15 protein-coding genes are annotated in these 14,747 nt (G+C 55.8%); 6 read left to right on the top strand and 9 right to left on the bottom strand.

The genetic code is table 11. The features are described from left to right. From ruvA to aspS, 5 genes are all read right to left on the bottom strand, one after another. Nucleotides 1-612: a Holliday junction branch migration protein RuvA gene (gene ruvA / locus ABLV17_RS06945; protein WP_320482776.1), complete on the bottom strand. Its 612-nt coding sequence runs from the start codon at nucleotides 610-612 to the stop codon at nucleotides 1-3. A gap of 81 nt (nucleotides 613-693) precedes the next feature. Next, entirely contained in the window at nucleotides 694-1,215 is a 522-nt protein-coding gene (gene ruvC / locus ABLV17_RS06940; RefSeq protein ID WP_015365988.1) for a crossover junction endodeoxyribonuclease RuvC, read from the bottom strand. Nucleotides 1,216-1,260: 45 nt separating this feature from the next. Continuing rightward, nucleotides 1,261-2,001 (bottom strand): YebC/PmpR family DNA-binding transcriptional regulator, encoded by a 741-nt coding sequence (locus ABLV17_RS06935; protein WP_015365987.1) that lies wholly within the window; start codon nucleotides 1,999-2,001, stop codon nucleotides 1,261-1,263. A gap of 49 nt (nucleotides 2,002-2,050) precedes the next feature. Then, the gene (gene nudB / locus ABLV17_RS06930) at nucleotides 2,051-2,494 is read right to left on the bottom strand and encodes a dihydroneopterin triphosphate diphosphatase (protein ID WP_015365986.1); all 444 of its coding nucleotides are present in this window, start codon (nucleotides 2,492-2,494) and stop codon (nucleotides 2,051-2,053) included. 1 nt (nucleotide 2,495) lies between these two features. Next, nucleotides 2,496-4,283 carry an aspartate--tRNA ligase gene (aspS, locus tag ABLV17_RS06925; RefSeq protein ID WP_020078458.1) on the bottom strand — a complete coding sequence of 596 codons (1,788 nt, stop codon included), beginning with the start codon at nucleotides 4,281-4,283 and terminating at the stop codon, nucleotides 2,496-2,498. A 266-nt stretch (nucleotides 4,284-4,549) separates the two neighbouring features. Here aspS and ABLV17_RS06920 point away from each other — a divergent pair, with 266 nt between their 5' ends. The 5 genes from ABLV17_RS06920 to cmoB are packed head-to-tail and all read left to right on the top strand — an operon-like array spanning nucleotide 4,550 to nucleotide 8,176. Next, complete coding sequence (locus ABLV17_RS06920) at nucleotides 4,550-5,116, top strand: hydrolase (protein ID WP_113373568.1); 567 nt, start codon at nucleotides 4,550-4,552, stop codon at nucleotides 5,114-5,116. Next, entirely contained in the window at nucleotides 5,113-5,931 is an 819-nt protein-coding gene (locus tag ABLV17_RS06915) for a DUF72 domain-containing protein (protein WP_348854157.1), read from the top strand. Before ABLV17_RS06920 ends, ABLV17_RS06915 begins: the two co-directional genes overlap by 4 nt. A gap of 53 nt (nucleotides 5,932-5,984) precedes the next feature. Then, on the top strand, nucleotides 5,985-6,380 hold the full coding sequence (locus tag ABLV17_RS06910) for an MAPEG family protein (protein WP_015365982.1): 396 nt from the start codon (nucleotides 5,985-5,987) through the stop codon (nucleotides 6,378-6,380). A 39-nt stretch (nucleotides 6,381-6,419) separates the two neighbouring features. After that, nucleotides 6,420-7,163 (top strand): carboxy-S-adenosyl-L-methionine synthase CmoA, encoded by a 744-nt coding sequence (gene cmoA / locus ABLV17_RS06905; protein ID WP_308958933.1) that lies wholly within the window; start codon nucleotides 6,420-6,422, stop codon nucleotides 7,161-7,163. Further along, the gene (gene cmoB / locus ABLV17_RS06900) at nucleotides 7,160-8,176 is read left to right on the top strand and encodes a tRNA 5-methoxyuridine(34)/uridine 5-oxyacetic acid(34) synthase CmoB (protein ID WP_316424170.1); all 1,017 of its coding nucleotides are present in this window, start codon (nucleotides 7,160-7,162) and stop codon (nucleotides 8,174-8,176) included. The genes cmoA and cmoB overlap by 4 nt, the downstream gene beginning before the upstream one ends. 131 nt (nucleotides 8,177-8,307) lie before the next feature. Here cmoB and cutC read toward each other — a convergent pair whose 3' ends face one another. Next, nucleotides 8,308-9,048 carry a copper homeostasis protein CutC gene (gene cutC, locus ABLV17_RS06895; protein ID WP_087860534.1) on the bottom strand — a complete coding sequence of 247 codons (741 nt, stop codon included), beginning with the start codon at nucleotides 9,046-9,048 and terminating at the stop codon, nucleotides 8,308-8,310. Nucleotides 9,049-9,127: 79 nt separating this feature from the next. Then, nucleotides 9,128-9,697, bottom strand: a complete 570-nt coding sequence (locus tag ABLV17_RS06890) for a VOC family protein (protein ID WP_308958931.1) — start codon at nucleotides 9,695-9,697, stop codon at nucleotides 9,128-9,130. 229 nt (nucleotides 9,698-9,926) lie between these two features. Between ABLV17_RS06890 and argS the strand changes: the two genes are divergently transcribed. After that, on the top strand, nucleotides 9,927-11,660 hold the full coding sequence (argS, locus tag ABLV17_RS06885; protein ID WP_015365977.1) for an arginine--tRNA ligase: 1,734 nt from the start codon (nucleotides 9,927-9,929) through the stop codon (nucleotides 11,658-11,660). Nucleotides 11,661-11,739: 79 nt separating this feature from the next. Here argS and ABLV17_RS06880 read toward each other — a convergent pair whose 3' ends face one another. Continuing rightward, nucleotides 11,740-12,879 (bottom strand): glycoside hydrolase family 105 protein, encoded by a 1,140-nt coding sequence (locus ABLV17_RS06880; protein ID WP_308958930.1) that lies wholly within the window; start codon nucleotides 12,877-12,879, stop codon nucleotides 11,740-11,742. A 4-nt stretch (nucleotides 12,880-12,883) separates the two neighbouring features. Next, nucleotides 12,884-14,467 carry an MFS transporter gene (locus tag ABLV17_RS06875; protein WP_032714837.1) on the bottom strand — a complete coding sequence of 528 codons (1,584 nt, stop codon included), beginning with the start codon at nucleotides 14,465-14,467 and terminating at the stop codon, nucleotides 12,884-12,886. Nucleotides 14,468-14,747: the final 280 nt, after the last annotated feature.

The following is a 14,747-nucleotide window of genomic DNA, read 5'->3' as shown; positions in this document are numbered from 1 at the left end:
TCACAACGCCGCGCGCAGCGCTTCGCGGATTAGCGTTTCACTATTAGCGTCCGGACGGGCGATTTTGCTCACCATCCGGCTGGCCTCTTGTGGTTTATAGCCCAGCGCCACCAGCGCGGCAACCGCTTCTTGCTCCGCGTCGTCGGCAGTTGGGCCGGCAGGCGTGGTCAGCACCAGATCGGCGGCCGGAGTAAACAGGTCGCCATGCAGGCCTTTAAAGCGGTCTTTCATTTCGACAATTAAACGCTCAGCGGTTTTCTTGCCGATACCAGGCAGTTTCACCAGCGAGGCGACCTCTTCACGCTCAACGGCATTCACGAACTGCTGCGCCGACATGCCGGAAAGGATAGCCAGCGCCAGCTTCGGCCCGACGCCGTTGGTTTTGATAAGCTCTTTAAACAGCGTGCGTTCCTGCTTGTTGTTAAAGCCGTACAGCAGCTGCGCGTCTTCACGCACCACAAAATGGGTGAAGATGATGGCTTCCTGCCCGGCTTCCGGTAGCTCATAGAAGCAGGTCATCGGCATATGGACTTCGTAACCTACGCCCCCGGTCTCCAGTAATACCAGCGGGGGTTGCTTTTCGAGAATGATGCCTCTGAGTCTGCCTATCACGTAGCGCTCCTGAATAAAGGGCCGAAAGTCTAATGCGTTATCATAAAAAAAGGCTGGATGAATATCCAGCCTGATTTGTGATTATCGTAACCGCCCTCGCGCCAAATTGAGCCGGGTCTCGCTAATCTGAGCCAGGTTCTGACTGAGGTGGCAATGGGTGATGGCGATGGCCAATGCATCCGCCGCATCCGCCTGCGGATTTGCCGGAAGTTTCAGCAAAGTACGCACCATATGCTGTACCTGGCTCTTTTCCGCGCTACCGATGCCGACGACGGTTTGCTTAACCTGGCGGGCAGCGTACTCAAAGACCGGCAGGTCCTGGTTCGTCGCCGCGACAATCGCCACCCCGCGCGCCTGCCCAAGTTTCAACGCCGAATCGGCATTTTTCGCCATAAAGACCTGCTCGATAGCGAAATAGTCAGGCTGGAACTGGGTAATAATTTCGGTGACGCCGGCGTAAATCAGCTTCAGCCGCGACGGCAGATCGTCTACTTTGGTGCGGATACATCCGCTGCCAAGGTAGCTCAACTGCCGCCCGACCTGGCGAATCACGCCATAACCGGTCACGCGTGACCCCGGGTCAATGCCGAGAATAATGGCCATCACGCGCCTCCAGTATTAACTCACCCGCAATACCGGCTACCGGCATCACAGCGTTGCGGCAACCTCATCGGAGATTTCGCCGTTATGATACACTTCCTGCACGTCGTCGCAGTCTTCCAGCATATCAATAAGACGCAGCAGCTTCGGCGCGGTTTCCGCATCCATATCCGCTTTAGTCGACGGGATCATTGAGACTTCAGCAGCGTCAGCTTTCAGGCCTGCAGCTTCCAGCGCATCACGTACCGCGCCCATCTCTTCCCAGGCGGTGTATACGTCAATGGCACCGTCGTCATAGGTAACTACGTCTTCAGCACCCGCTTCCAGCGCAGCTTCCATGATGGTGTCTTCGTCGCCTTTCTCGAAGGAGATCACGCCTTTTTTGCTGAACAGATAGGCCACGGAGCCGTCGGTTCCGAGGTTACCACCAGTTTTGGTAAAGGCGTGGCGCACTTCGGCTACGGTACGGTTACGGTTATCGCTCAGACATTCAACCATTACCGCAGTGCCGCCCGGGCCGTAACCTTCATAAATGATGGTTTCCATGTTCGCGTCTTCATCACCGCCGACGCCGCGCGCGATAGCGCGGTTCAGGGTGTCGCGAGTCATGTTGTTGGACAGCGCTTTATCTACCGCCGCGCGCAGACGCGGGTTGGATGCCGGATCGCCGCCGCCCAGACGCGCAGCGGTGACCAGCTCGCGGATGATTTTAGTAAAGATCTTACCGCGCTTGGCATCTTGCGCCGCTTTGCGGTGTTTGGTGTTGGCCCATTTACTATGACCTGCCATAAAAAACTCTCCAAAAAAGCCGTCTTTCCGCGACAAACGCCGCGGGAAGTTACCCGGCGTTAATTACAAATTCTTCAATCGCCTGCCGGTTGCTCCACGATTTAGTTAGCGCGGCGGCATCCGACGCGCTAACCCAGCGGTAATCCAGATGTTCAGTGAAAACAATCTGGCGTTCATGGGGCAGCGCAAGACGGAACCAGAATTCCGTATTGCGCTCGACGCCCGGCGCATAGCGATGACGTAAGTGAGAAAATATCTCGAACTCCACCGTACGCTGACAGTCAATTAAGGCCAGTTGCTCGCGAGCAACGTCAATGGCGACCTCTTCCTTTACTTCGCGCGCGGCGGCCTGCAACGCGGTTTCCCCCTCTTCCAGGCTGCCGGTAACCGACTGCCAGAAAGCGGGATCGTCGCGTCGCTGCAACATCAGCACCCGCTTCGTATCTTCGGCGTAAATCACCACCAGAACGGAGACGGGCAGCTTGAATGACATCTTAGTTGTTCTCCGGAGACTCTTTTGCCTCTTTCGCCACAACCTGAATCCCCAGTTCGCCTAACGCGGCAGGATTCGCGAAGCTCGGCGCTTCGGTCATCAGGCACGCGGCAGCCGTCGTTTTCGGGAAGGCGATAACGTCACGGATGTTATCGGTACCGGTCAGCAGCATGGTCAAGCGATCGAGGCCAAACGCCAGGCCGGCGTGCGGCGGCGTACCGTATTTCAGCGCATCCAGCAGGAAGCCGAATTTTTCACGCTGTTCTTGTTCGTTAATGCCCAGAATACCAAACACGGTTTGCTGCATTTCACCGCTGTGGATACGCACCGAACCACCACCGACTTCGTAGCCATTGATGACCATGTCGTAGGCGTTAGCCACAGCGTCTTCCGGCGCGGCTTTCAGCTCGGCGGCGGTCATATCTTTCGGCGAGGTGAACGGGTGGTGCATCGCGGTCAGGCCGCCTTCGCCGTCGTCTTCGAACATCGGGAAGTCGATAACCCACAGCGGCGCCCATTTGGTCTCGTCGGTGAGATTCAGGTCTTTGCCCAGCTTCAGACGCAGCGCGCCGAGGGCATCGGCAACCACTTTCTTGTTGTCAGCGCCGAAGAAGATCATGTCGCCGTCCTGCGCGCCGGTGCGTTCAAGGATAGCTTCAACGATTTCGGCGTTGAGGAATTTCGCCACCGGGCTATTGATGCCTTCAAGGCCCTTCGCACGCTCGGTCACTTTAATATAGGCCAACCCTTTCGCGCCGTAGATCTGCACGAATTTGCCGTATTCATCAATCTGTTTACGGGTCAGCGCCGCGCCGCCCGGCACGCGTAAGGCAGCAACGCGGCCTTTGGCGTCGTTAGCCGGGCCGGAGAAGACGGCGAATTCTACCGCTTTCACCAAATCGGCTACGTCTACCAGCTCCATCGGGTTACGCAGGTCCGGCTTATCGGAACCGTAACGACGCTCTGCTTCGGCAAAGGTCATCACCGGGAATTGACCGAGGTCTACGCCCTTCACGTCCTGCCACAGCTTGCGTACCAGATCTTCCATCACTTCACGCACCTGCGGCGCGGTCATGAACGAGGTTTCAACATCAATCTGGGTAAATTCAGGCTGACGGTCGGCACGCAGGTCTTCGTCGCGGAAGCATTTGACTATCTGATAGTAACGATCGAAACCGGACATCATCAGGAGCTGTTTGAACAGCTGCGGAGACTGCGGTAGCGCGTAGAATTTACCTTTGTGTACGCGCGACGGCACCAGATAGTCACGCGCGCCTTCCGGCGTAGCTTTGGTCAGCATCGGGGTTTCGATATCGAGGAACCCGTGATCGTCCATGAAGCGGCGCACGAAGCTGGTGATTTTTGCGCGGGTTTTCAGGCGCTGAGCCATTTCCGGACGACGCAGGTCCAGGTAGCGGTATTTCAGGCGCGCTTCTTCGGTGTTGACGTGGTTGGAGTCCAGCGGCAGCGCTTCCGCGCGGTTGATGATGGTCAGGTCAGACGCCAGCACTTCGATTTCGCCGGTGGCCATCTCGCGGTTAACGTTGCGCTCTTCACGCGCACGCACGGTACCGGTGATTTGGATGCAGAACTCATTACGCAGTTCGGAAGCCAGTTTTAATGCATCCGCACGATCCGGATCGAAAAACACCTGCACGATGCCTTCACGGTCGCGCATATCGATAAAGATAAGGCTACCGAGATCACGACGACGGTTGACCCAACCACACAGGGTCACTTGCTGCCCCACGTGGGACTGACGTAGCTGTCCGCAATATTCTGTACGCATGAGATATCCCTTAACTTAGCCGCAGGCGGATGTTGCCTGCCTTGCAGGCGACGAGGTCGCAGCTTTGCTGAATGTCACTACTGAATGAAAAAAGGCGGCTATTATACTGGAAATTCTGTCTGACGATAAGCCCGACGCAGTTTGTACGCTGCTTTGCTGCGCGCTTATTGCTTGTGCTCACATAAATTAACAAAATTTGTTACCCTTGAGCCGAATTAGCAACGGTATTGTAGCGGCCTGACAACAGAACAAGATACGGGGATACCATGTTAGAACTCAATGCGAAAAAAACCGCGCTGGTCGTTATTGACCTGCAAGAAGGCATTTTACCCTTTGCCGGCGGCCCGCACCGCGCCGACGAGGTGGTGGCGCGCGCGGCAAAGCTGGCTGAAAAATGTCGTCAACAGGATTCGCCCGTCATCATGGTTCGCGTCGGCTGGTCCGCCGATTTCGCTGAAGCGTTAAAACAGCCGGTGGATGCCCAGGCTGGCGCCGCGAAGTTGCCTGAAAACTGGTGGATCTATCCGCCAGCGCTTGGCAAACAGGATAGCGATATTGAAGTGACGAAACGCCAATGGGGCGCGTTCTACGGCACCGATCTTGAACTGCAACTTCGCCGCCGCGGTATCGACACCATTATTCTTTGCGGTATCTCCACCAATATCGGCGTGGAATCCACCGCCCGCAATGGCTGGGAACTCGGTTTTAATCTGGTCATTGCCGAGGATGCGTGCAGCGCCGCTTCCGCCGAGCAGCACCAGGGCAGTATGACGCATATCTTCCCGCGCATCGCCCGCGTGCGCAGCACCGAGGACATTCTCGCCGCCTTATGATTTATATCGGGCTTCCGCAATGGTCGCACCCTAAATGGGTGCGCCTTGGCATCACCAGCCTTGAAGAGTATGCCCGCCATTTTAACTGCGTGGAGGGTAATACCACCCTGTATGCCTTACCAAAGGCCGAGATTGTCGATCGCTGGTATCAACAAACTCACGATGCTTTTCGCTTCTGTTTTAAATTCCCGGCCACGATTTCACATCAGGCGGCGCTGCGCGACTGCGACGATTTAAGCCACGAGTTTTTTACCCGTCTGGCGCCGCTGGAATCGCGCATCGGCCAGTACTGGTTGCAGTTGCCCGCCACCTTCGGCCCGCGCGACCTCCCTGCCCTGTGGAATTTTCTCGATACGCTACCGAAAAACTTCACTTACGGCGTTGAAGTTCGCCATCCCGAGTTTTTCGCCAAAGGCGATGCCGAACAGCAGCTTAATCGTGGCTTGCATCAGCGCAACGCCAACCGCGTGATCCTCGATAGCCGCCCGGTACATAGCGCCGTCGCGCGCAACCCGGCGATGATTGACGCGCAAAAAAAGAAACCCAAAGTGCCGGTTCACGCGGTCATGACCGCGGAGCAGCCGATGGTGCGTTTTATCGGCAGCGATGATATGGCGCAGAATCGCGAATTATTTCGCGTCTGGCTACAGACGCTGCCAAAGTGGCATCAGTCGGCCACGCCGTGGCTGTTTCTGCATACCCCGGATATCGCCCAGGCGCCTGAACTGGTAGATACCTTATGGGAAGATCTACGCGCGGTGCTGCCGGGCGTCGGCGCCGCGCCGTCAATTCCGCAGCAATCCTCGCTTTTCTGATATCCTGCTATGATAGTCGGAGCCACCTGACATAATTAAAGGGAGTTTTGGGTATGGTCAGCGCGCTGTATGCGGTTTTGGGTGCGTTATTGTTAATCAAGTTTTCCTTCGACGTGGTACGTCTGCGCATGCAGTATCGCGTCGGCTATGGAGACGGTGGTTTTAGCGAACTACAGGTCGCCATTCGCGTTCATGGCAATGCCGTGGAATACGTCCCCATTGGGCTTATCTTGCTGCTGTTCATGGAAATGAACGGCGCGCTAACCTGGATGGTGCACGTTTGCGGTATCTTGCTGATTGCCGGACGCCTGATGCACTCCTATGGTTTCCATCATCGCCTGTTCCGCTGGCGGCGTTCCGGAATGAGCGCTACCTGGTGCTCGCTGTTGCTGATGGTGCTGGCTAACCTGTGGTATATGCCCTGGGAGTTGGTTTTCTCCCTGCGTTAGCGCACAATACGCCGTTTTCGTTTTTTCGGGTTTAACGTTATGTCTCACCGCGATACGCTTTTTTCCGCGCCGATTGCCAGTCTCGGCGACTGGACCTTTGATGAACGGGTAGCCGAAGTCTTCCCGGATATGATCCAGCGCTCCGTTCCTGGTTATTCCAATATTATTTCAATGATCGGCATGCTGGCTGAGCGTTTTGTTCAGCCAAATACACAGGTTTACGATCTCGGCTGCTCGCTTGGCGCCGCGACGCTTTCCGTGCGTCGCAATATCGCGCACCCGGGGTGCAAAATTATCGCCATTGATAACTCCCCGGCGATGGTGGAACGCTGCCGTCGTCATATTGATGCCTATAAAGCGCCGACGCCGGTTGAGGTTATTGAGGGCGATATTCGCCATATCGCCATTGAAAATGCTTCGATGGTCGTCTTGAACTTCACTATTCAGTTCCTCGAACCAAGCGAACGTCAGGCGATCCTTAATAAAGTCTATCAGGGGCTAAATCCTGGCGGCGCGCTGGTGCTTTCCGAAAAATTTAGCTTCGAAGACGCCAACGTCGGCGAACTGCTGTTCAACATGCACCATGACTTCAAGCGCGCCAATGGCTATAGCGAACTGGAAATCAGCCAGAAACGCAGCATGCTGGAAAACGTCATGCTGACGGATTCGGTGGAAACCCACAAAGCGCGTCTGCGCCAGGCCGGGTTTGAACATGCCGAACTGTGGTTCCAGTGTTTTAACTTTGGTTCGTTGGTGGCGGTAAAGTCCGGGGATCGGTCATGATCGACTTCAGTAATTTTTATCAGTTGATCGCGAAAGGGCCGCTCTCCCACTGGCTGGAAACCTTGCCCGCTCAGGTCGCGGCCTGGCAACGCGAAGCGCTACACGGCAAGTTTCGTGAATGGGAACGCGCCGTTGAGTTTCTGCCCGAACTGTCGCCCTGGCGTCTTGATCTATTGCATAGCGTCACGGCGGAAAGCGAAACGCCACTCAGCGAAGGCCACCAGCTGCGAATTGAAAATCTGCTGCGAAACCTGATGCCGTGGCGTAAAGGCCCTTATTCGCTGTATGGCATTAATATCGATACCGAATGGCGTTCCGACCTGAAATGGGAACGCGTGCTGCCTCATCTTTCCGATCTCACCGGTCGTACTATCCTTGATGTCGGCTGCGGCAGTGGTTATCACATGTGGCGAATGATCGGCGCCGGCGCGCATCTGGCGGTCGGTATCGACCCAACCCAGCTGTTCTTATGCCAGTTTGAAGCAGTGCGTAAACTCATCGGCAACGATCAGCGCGCGCACCTGCTGCCGCTCGGCATCGAACAACTGCCGGCGCTGGAAGCTTTTGATACCGTCTTTTCGATGGGCGTGCTCTATCACCGCCGTTCCCCGCTGGATCATCTGTGGCAGCTCAAAGATCAGCTAGCCCCCGGCGGCGAGCTGGTACTGGAGACGCTGGTCGTTGAAGGCGATGAAAATACGGTGCTGGTGCCCGGTGACCGCTACGCGCAAATGCGTAACGTTTATTTCATTCCTTCCGCCGCCGCGCTGAAACAGTGGCTGGAGAAGTGCGGATTCATCGATGTGCGCATTGTTGACACCTGTGTGACCACCAGCGAAGAGCAGCGCCGCACCGAATGGATGACGACGGAATCACTCGCCGATTTCCTCGATCCGCGTGACAGCAGCAAAACGCTGGAAGGTTACCCCGCGCCGCTGCGTGCGGTGATCGTCGCCACGAAACCAGAAACGCAGCAGTCGCTGGCCAAAAAAGCGGCCGCGGCCAGGGCGTAATTCACCTCAGCCGACCACTGGTGGCGCTCGCGGGATAAAAAAAGGCCCCTGTTGAAATTGCAGGGGCCTGGTACGGGCAATCATCATATTGGGCGACATGATGTGCAGCAAAAAACGGTCAGCTTCGCGGGTTAACCCCGCGCGGCAGAAATAATCTGTTTCATTTCCGCCACCGCCTCGCCGTTAACGGCATAGCGGCAATATTCGTCGGCATCTGCGTCGGTGGACATCGATAACCCCGGATTACGAAAGCGCATCGGCGATGGCAACCACTGCCCCGCGGAACTATGCACCTCTTTGAGGCCTGCCTGCAGAAATTGTTGCAGATTGGCAGCCCGCACTCCCGCTCCGGCCATAATGATTGGAGTATCACCCAGGGCAATTAGTTCCATAATTTTTGCAAGACCTTGTTCCGCCGTTGGCCGTTGACCGGAAGTGAGGATCCGAGCAACGCCCAGTTCAGCAAGCGAATGCCAGGCCTGACGCGGGTCGGCGCACATATCAAAGGCCCGATGGAAGGTCACCGCCAGCGGCCCCGCCGCCGCCATAATTTTTTGCATGCGGGCGATATCCACCTGGCCGTCAGCATCGAGCACGCCAATCACCAGACCCGCAAAACCCAGATCTCTGACCGTCGCCACATCATCCAGCATGGCGGCAAATTCGCCCTCGGTGTAACAAAAATCGCCGCCGCGCGGGCGAATAATCGGATGAACCGGAATCGAGATACTCGCTCGCGCCGAACGCAGCACGCCCAGCGACGGCGTTAATCCGCCCTCCTGCGGCGCGGCGCACAGTTCAATGCGATCGGCGCCGCAACGCTGCGCCTCCAGCGCGCACTCCATGCTATAGCAGCAGACTTCCAGCAACATCGTTCCCTTCTCCATTTTCATTACGGGCAACACAGCATGTCACGATTTATCCTCACAGACGCCGCGCCGCTTCACACTGTTAAGTATCGGATCGCTCGCTGGCGACGATTTGCTCGATCGACCAGGGATGGAATTTAATGGTCACTTTGCCGTCCGTGACCGCCAGCGTCGGGTTCGGCAAACGTTCACGCTCCCCTTTCGGCGCACTGGTTTTCACAAAAATCCCCGGCTGGCTGAGTCCATCATCAGAAAGTAGCGCCAGGGCGCGGGCATTCAGCGTCTCCGGCTTGCCCGGCAGAACGATTTCGATATGCTCCCAGCCTTCGTGCGGGTAACGTTTTTCACCCGGCCAGGGCAACTCCACAACCGTAAAGCGCCAGTGGGCGACACAAATGGGTTCGGCAAGCTTAAATAAGCAAATGGGGCGGCCATTAATGATATTTTCCGATAGTAACGTGCCGCAACGCTCCAGCCCCTGCCGCCAGCGCTCCGCCGTCGTATTTTGATGACAACGCAGCGAAATATGGTCGGCGTCCAGCGGCGCAAGCTCCAATCCCAACCGTTCGGCCAGCGCTTGCAGCGTATCGCTAAAACGCGGTAAATCCGCCGAAATATCATTCAGTTCATCAATTTGCTGCCAGTTCGCCATCTTGCGCCTCGGTGATCGCTAAAAAGGCTAATTTATCCTGTTTCACCGCCCCGACCAACCGCCAATCCGCGCGCCGAAACAACGAATGGTTATTGATTAAGCGTGCTGCCCGGCAACTTACGTGTGGTGCTGACGACGGGGCGCAAATGCAGTATACTCCCGCCTTAATTTGTCCATGTTCCGGCGCCGCCCCACAGGGGTTCTCGCGCCTTAAAAGTAAGGTATTCCGGTGAATATTCAGGCTCTTCTCTCAGAAAAAGTCAGCCAGGCCCTGATCGCGGCAGGCGCGCCTGCCGATTGCGAACCTCAGGTCCGCCAGTCAGCAAAAGTTCAGTTCGGCGACTATCAGGCCAATGGCGTGATGGCGGTGGCCAAAAAACTGGGCATGGCGCCGCGACAACTTGCAGAGCAGGTACTGTCTCATCTCGATCTGAACGGCATTGCCAATAAAGTCGAAATCGCCGGACCGGGCTTTATCAATATTTTCCTCGATCCAGCCTTCCTGGCGGACAACGTCAATCTCGCGCTGCAGTCCGAGCGCCTGGGCGTGGCGAAACCACAGCCGCAGACTATCGTTGTTGACTACTCCGCGCCGAACGTGGCGAAAGAGATGCACGTCGGCCATCTGCGTTCAACCATCATCGGCGATGCCTCGGTACGTACTCTGGAATTCCTCGGCCATCGCGTTATCCGCGCCAACCACGTCGGTGACTGGGGTACCCAGTTCGGGATGCTCATCGCTTATCTGGAAAAGCAGCAGCAGGAAAACGCCGGCGAAATGGCGCTGGCCGACCTCGAAGGTTTCTACCGCGAAGCGAAAAAGCACTATGACGAAGACGAAGCCTTCGCCGAGCGCGCGCGTAGCTACGTGGTTAAGCTGCAGGGCGGCGACGAGTACTTCCTGCAGATGTGGCGCAAACTGGTCGACATCACCATGTCGCAAAACCAGATCACCTACGATCGCCTGAATGTCACCCTGACCCGCGATGATGTGATGGGTGAAAGCCTGTACAACCCGATGCTGCCGGGGATCGTTGCCGATCTTAAAGCAAAAGGCATGGCCGTCGAGAGCGAAGGCGCGACCGTGGTCTTCCTTGATGAATACAAAAACAAAGAAGGCGAACCGATGGGCGTCATCATCCAGAAAAAGGATGGCGGCTACCTCTACACCACTACCGATATCGCCTGCGCAAAATACCGTTATGAAACGCTGCATGCCGACCGCGTGCTCTACTACATCGACTCTCGTCAGCATCAGCACCTGATGCAGGCATGGACTATTGTCCGTAAAGCCGGCTATGTACCGGAGTCCGTACCGCTGGAACACCACATGTTCGGCATGATGCTCGGTAAAGATGGTAAACCGTTTAAAACCCGCGCCGGCGGTACCGTTAAACTGGCCGATCTGCTGGACGAAGCGCTGGAGCGCGCACGCCGTCTGGTCGCCGAGAAGAATCCGGATATGCCGGCCGATGAGCTGGAAAAACTGGCCAATGCGGTGGGTATCGGCGCGGTGAAATATGCCGATCTGTCGAAAAACCGCACTACCGATTACATTTTTGACTGGGACAACATGCTGGCGTTCGAAGGTAATACCGCGCCTTACATGCAGTATGCCTATACCCGTGTGCTGTCGGTGTTCCGTAAAGCCGGTATCGACGAAAGCGCGCTGGCTGCCGCGCCGGTAGTTATTAGTGAAGATCGTGAAGCGCAGTTGGCTGCCCGCCTGCTGCAGTTCGAAGAAACGCTGGCCGTCGTCGCCCGTGAAGGTACTCCGCACGTAATGTGCGCCTACCTGTACGATCTGGCCGGTCTGTTCTCTGGTTTCTACGAACACTGCCCGATCCTCAGCGCCGAAAGCGAAGAGGCCCGTAATAGCCGCCTGAAACTGGCGCTGCTGACGGCGAAGACGCTGAAGCTGGGTCTTGATACTCTGGGTATTGAGACCGTAGAGCGGATGTAAAAACAAACCCGGTGAAAGCCGGGTTTGTTTTATTCGTCGCCCCGGTCCGCACAGCGCGGCCGGGGAATCAATGCCGCTATCAGAAATATTTGCGCAGATACTCCGTCAGACAAAGAATCGCCATCGCCTGGCCGTACGGCATCGAGGTGAGCGGAATTTGCCGGTAAAAATCGAGATCGGAGCCCATTCCGGTACCAAACGAGGTTTGCAGCAGTTCCCCCTCTGGTGAAATATGTCGCACAATCCCGCGTATCGCCTTTTCGGCAACCTCGGTGTACTCCGCCCCGACATAACGCTTTCGTATCGCTTTCAGGATGCCGTAAGCGAAGCCCGCCGTCGCCGACGCTTCAAGATAGGAATGCGGATCGTCGAGCAGGGTATGCCAAAGCCCGCTCTCATCCTGACATTTCGCTAACGCGGCAATTTGCGCATTCAGCACCTGTAGCAGATAGCGGCGTACCGCACTGCCCTCTGGCAAATCCACCAGCTCAAGGAAGTCCGGGATCACGATGGTGAGCCAGCTGTTACCTCGCGCCCAGCGCGCACGCGCAAAGTTGTGCCGACCGTCGTAATTCCAGCCGTGGAACCACAGGCCAGTCTCTTTATCCATCAGGTTCTGTACGTGCAGCAAAAACTGATAGGTTGCTTCTTCAATATACTGCGGACGATTTAGTAATTTACCGATTTTGGCTAGCGGCAGCACCGTCATCATCAGCGTGTCATCCCACATCTGCTGATGGTTCTCTTCCGCCAGGGTAATGTGCTGCATGCCTCCCTGCTCGGTGCGCGGCATCTCATGCATCGCCCACTCGGCCCAGCTATCGAGCCACGGTAGATACTCCTGGCGCCCGGTCTCTTCATAGCGGTAAGCCAGCGTCAGAAATGGCGCCATGGTATTAACGTTTTTGGTGGTTGCCCCTTCGGCGAAGCGATCGGCGAACCAGCCGTCAATGATATCGCGCATCGCGGTATCGCCGGTTTGTTGATAATATTGGTAGATGCCGTACAGCCCAACGCCGTGGGTCCACTCCCAACCGGCCCAACCTTTGGTATCGATGACTCGCCCATCGTCCAGCCGAAGTAAAAACTGCCCGTTGTCATCCTTAATATTCACCAGGTTTTGCGTCACATTACGGATCAATGCCTGAAGCTCACTGCGAGCGATAAAGCGCTCAGGCTGACGCAATAATGGGCTATGTTTGACCGGCCAAACTTTCATGTTCTTAACCTCTGGTATATGTCGAATTCAAAGTGCCGCCCTGATTCAGCGCCGGGGCGGCAGGTTTATTGCGATTCAGGTAGCCAATGTTGTTATTACCCCACAGGCAGTCGTAAGGCATTCCCGCCAGCATCTCAACTACCGCGCGGTTTTCCGCCGTCGCCTGCTCGGGCTGTGCGTAACCGATATCACGCATCACCAGCGTCTCGGCGCGGAGCACACTGTGCGTATGTAAGTTGAGTTTAAAGCGCAGGGAGACCAGGAAGCCGCAGGCCAGCACCACTAAAGTACCGACGCTAAGGATCAACAGAATGGTGTGACTAACGCCTTCCGGCTGAATTTTTTGCCCGGAAACAAAGCCCGATAATTGCATGATGATACCAACCAGCATCACCGCCCCCGCCTGGGATGCTTTGCGGGTCAGCGTCATAATACCGGCGAAAATGCCCTCCCGACGCTGGCCGGTAATGACTTCGTCGACGTCGGCAATATAGGTGTAGGTATTCCACGGCACGTAATTAATGCCGCCGCGCCCCAGGCCCGCGATCGCGGAAATGAGCAGTAATAATGAATAGACGTCGCTCAGCCCCGCGTAATAGAGCACGGCATAAGAGAGAGAGCTCAAACCAAACAACACCACTACCATGCGGTATGAAGGCGCCGGGCCAAAGCGGATGCAGAGCGGGATCATGGCGATAACCGCGATGAACTGGAAGATAGCCATCGTGCCGAGTAAGTTAGAGGCGACAGAGGCGTCCTGCATCAGCACAAAGACCACGTAATAGGTAAACACGGCGTTGAACACGTCCTGCGCGATATAGCCGCCCAGATACATACCAAGATGCTGGCGGAAGATTTTAATGCGCAGCGTAGAGCTGAGCTCAATAAAGAGGCGATTAAGACTCTGCGCGAGGGTTAAGTTGCGCTTTTCTTCTTCCGCACGTAACGCCGCTTCAGACCACGCTTCCCGCGGGCGTTCCCAGGTGAAAAACCAGACGAAGGTCAGCATTAGCGCGCACAGCACCGAAAAGACCAGGCTTGCGTAAAAAAATGAGCTGGCGTTATCTTTACCCAGTTGGGTGAGCAGGATCCCCGGTAAAAACGAGGCTAAAATCGCCGACATTTGCGCCATGGAAATACGCGCGCCGGAAAATTTGGTTTTCTGTTTGAAATCATCGGTCATCTCCGGCACCAGCGTCTCGTAAGGCACCAGAATCATGGTATAGACAATATCAAACAGCAGATAAGTTGCGAGGTAGTACCAGAATCCCATATCGCCTACCCACATCATTGAGTAGCTAAAAACGCAGGGAATCCCGAGCAAAATAAAAAATTTGCGTCTGCCGAACCGCTTACCCAGCCAGGTAGAGCCAAAGTTATCGGTTAAGAAGCCCATCAGCGGGCTGACGACCGCGTCGAGCACGCGCGCGGTGGCGAAAATGAGCGTCGCCTCAATGGGCGATAGCCCGCAGAAGGTGGTGTAAAAATAGAGTAGCCATGCTGCGGTTAGCGCGGTGGTTCCCGCGCCGAGAAAATCGCCGGAACCATAGGCGAGATAATTAGCTAAACCGATTTTTCGTGTTTTCATCGCCGTAAATCCTGTCTCTTTTTTATTAGATAACTTCGGTCTTACCACGGGCTATACCGAAGTTTTGCGGATACATGGCTACAGTAAGATCATGAAAACCGGCTTACCTTTGCATTTTTGCCAGTACCAATCATTCAGTGGCAAAAAAACAAAGGGCCGGGCAACATGCGTCACCGATTTATAAAACAGCGTTTCTTTTAAAGCAAAAGAGGGAATCATTTTTGCGAGTCAGCTGCCAGAATCTGATACCACACGTTCGCAGAAAGGCGTTTTCAACCGC

This window comes from Klebsiella sp. CN_Kp091, from assembly GCF_040065095.1.
Lineage (GTDB): Bacteria > Pseudomonadota > Gammaproteobacteria > Enterobacterales > Enterobacteriaceae > Klebsiella > Klebsiella aerogenes.
Note: the sequence above shows the minus strand (reverse complement) of the source record. Positions and strands in the feature narration are given on the sequence as shown.